Below are 1307 nucleotides of genomic sequence, written 5' to 3' on the forward strand. Positions count from 1 at the left end.
TGGTGACCAGGTCGTCCGGCGGCAGCTCGGTGGCCGGGTGCCACGCACGTTCTCGGCCGAGCAGCAGGGCCAGCTTCGGAGCTTGGCGCAGATCGCCGTCACCTTGCTGCGCATGAGCAGAGCCCAGCGCGAGGCTCGTGAGAGTGCAGCCTTGTACCGGCTGCTGGCCGACAACACGACCGATGTGATCGTCCGCTGCGACCTCGATGGGACGCGCCGCTACGTGTCGCCCGCAGCAAAGCGGCTGCTCGGCTTCGAGCCGGAGGAACTCGTCGGCACGAAGCCGATCGACTCCGTCCATCCGGAGGACGCCAGAGCCTTCGCGCGCCTGCTCAAACAGGTGGGACGCGGCACGCTCAAGCAAGCCGTCAGCCAGCAAAGGTACCGCCGCAAGGATGGCGCGTGGGTCTGGGTCGAGGTCTCGTTCGATCTCACCACCGACCCGGCGACGGGCGCATCGGACGGCTACGTCGCCGTGATCCGAGACATCTCGCAGCGCAAGGAGGCCGAGCGGCAAATGACGCATATGGCGCGTCACGACTCGCTCACGGGTCTCCCGAACCGGCTCGTCTTCCGCGAGCAGCTTGCGCGGGAGATCGCGCGGGTCAAGCGCGGCGGTGGCTTCGCGCTGTTCTGCCTCGACCTGGATCAGTTCAAGCCGGTCAACGACACCCTCGGCCACCAGGCCGGCGACAGCGTGCTGTGCGCGGTGGCGCAGCGGCTGAAAGGCGTCGTGCGCGCCGAGGATATGGTGGCACGCCTTGGGGGCGATGAGTTCGTCATCATCCAGACCGGTACGGGCTGCGTCGAGAAAGCGGGCGCACTGGCCGAGCGGCTCCTCGCGGCGGTCGCAGCGCCGGTCGATCTCGGCGGCTATCCGGCGCGCATCGGCCTCAGCATCGGAATCGCGCGCGCGCCGGACGATGGGCTCGACCCCGACCGCCTGTTTTGGCTCGCGGATCAGGCGCTCTATCGCGCCAAGGCCGCCGGGCGGGGCGGCTATCACCTCTCCGGGACCGAGGAGGCTGGGCCTCCCAGACCCGCGGAAGAGAAAGCTCTCGATCCGACGACGGACCTCGCACGCCCGGATCAGCCCGAGCATGGTGTGTTCGACGCGCTCTTCCGCGGCCTTCTCCAGAGCAGCACGGACTGTGTGACCCTCGTCGATCCGGAGGGCGACCTCCTGTTCATGAGCGCCGGCGGTCAGGCGTTGATGGAGATCGACGACATCCAGCCGCTCCTCGGCCGATCCTGGCTCGCGTTCTGCCCTCGGCGGGGCCGGAGGAGGCCGCGGCCATGATCACCTT

At 68.9% G+C, this 1307-nt stretch carries 1 protein-coding gene; it reads left to right on the forward strand.

The features are described from left to right. Positions 1-1300, forward strand: a 1300-nt coding sequence (locus ABTY56_RS38665) for a diguanylate cyclase domain-containing protein (protein ID WP_350634380.1), incomplete at its 5' end; no start/stop codon positions are given. Positions 1301-1307: the final 7 nt, after the last annotated feature.

The sequence above is a fragment of the Kitasatospora sp. NPDC097691 genome (genome assembly GCF_040302665.1).
Lineage (GTDB): Bacteria > Actinomycetota > Actinomycetes > Streptomycetales > Streptomycetaceae > Kitasatospora.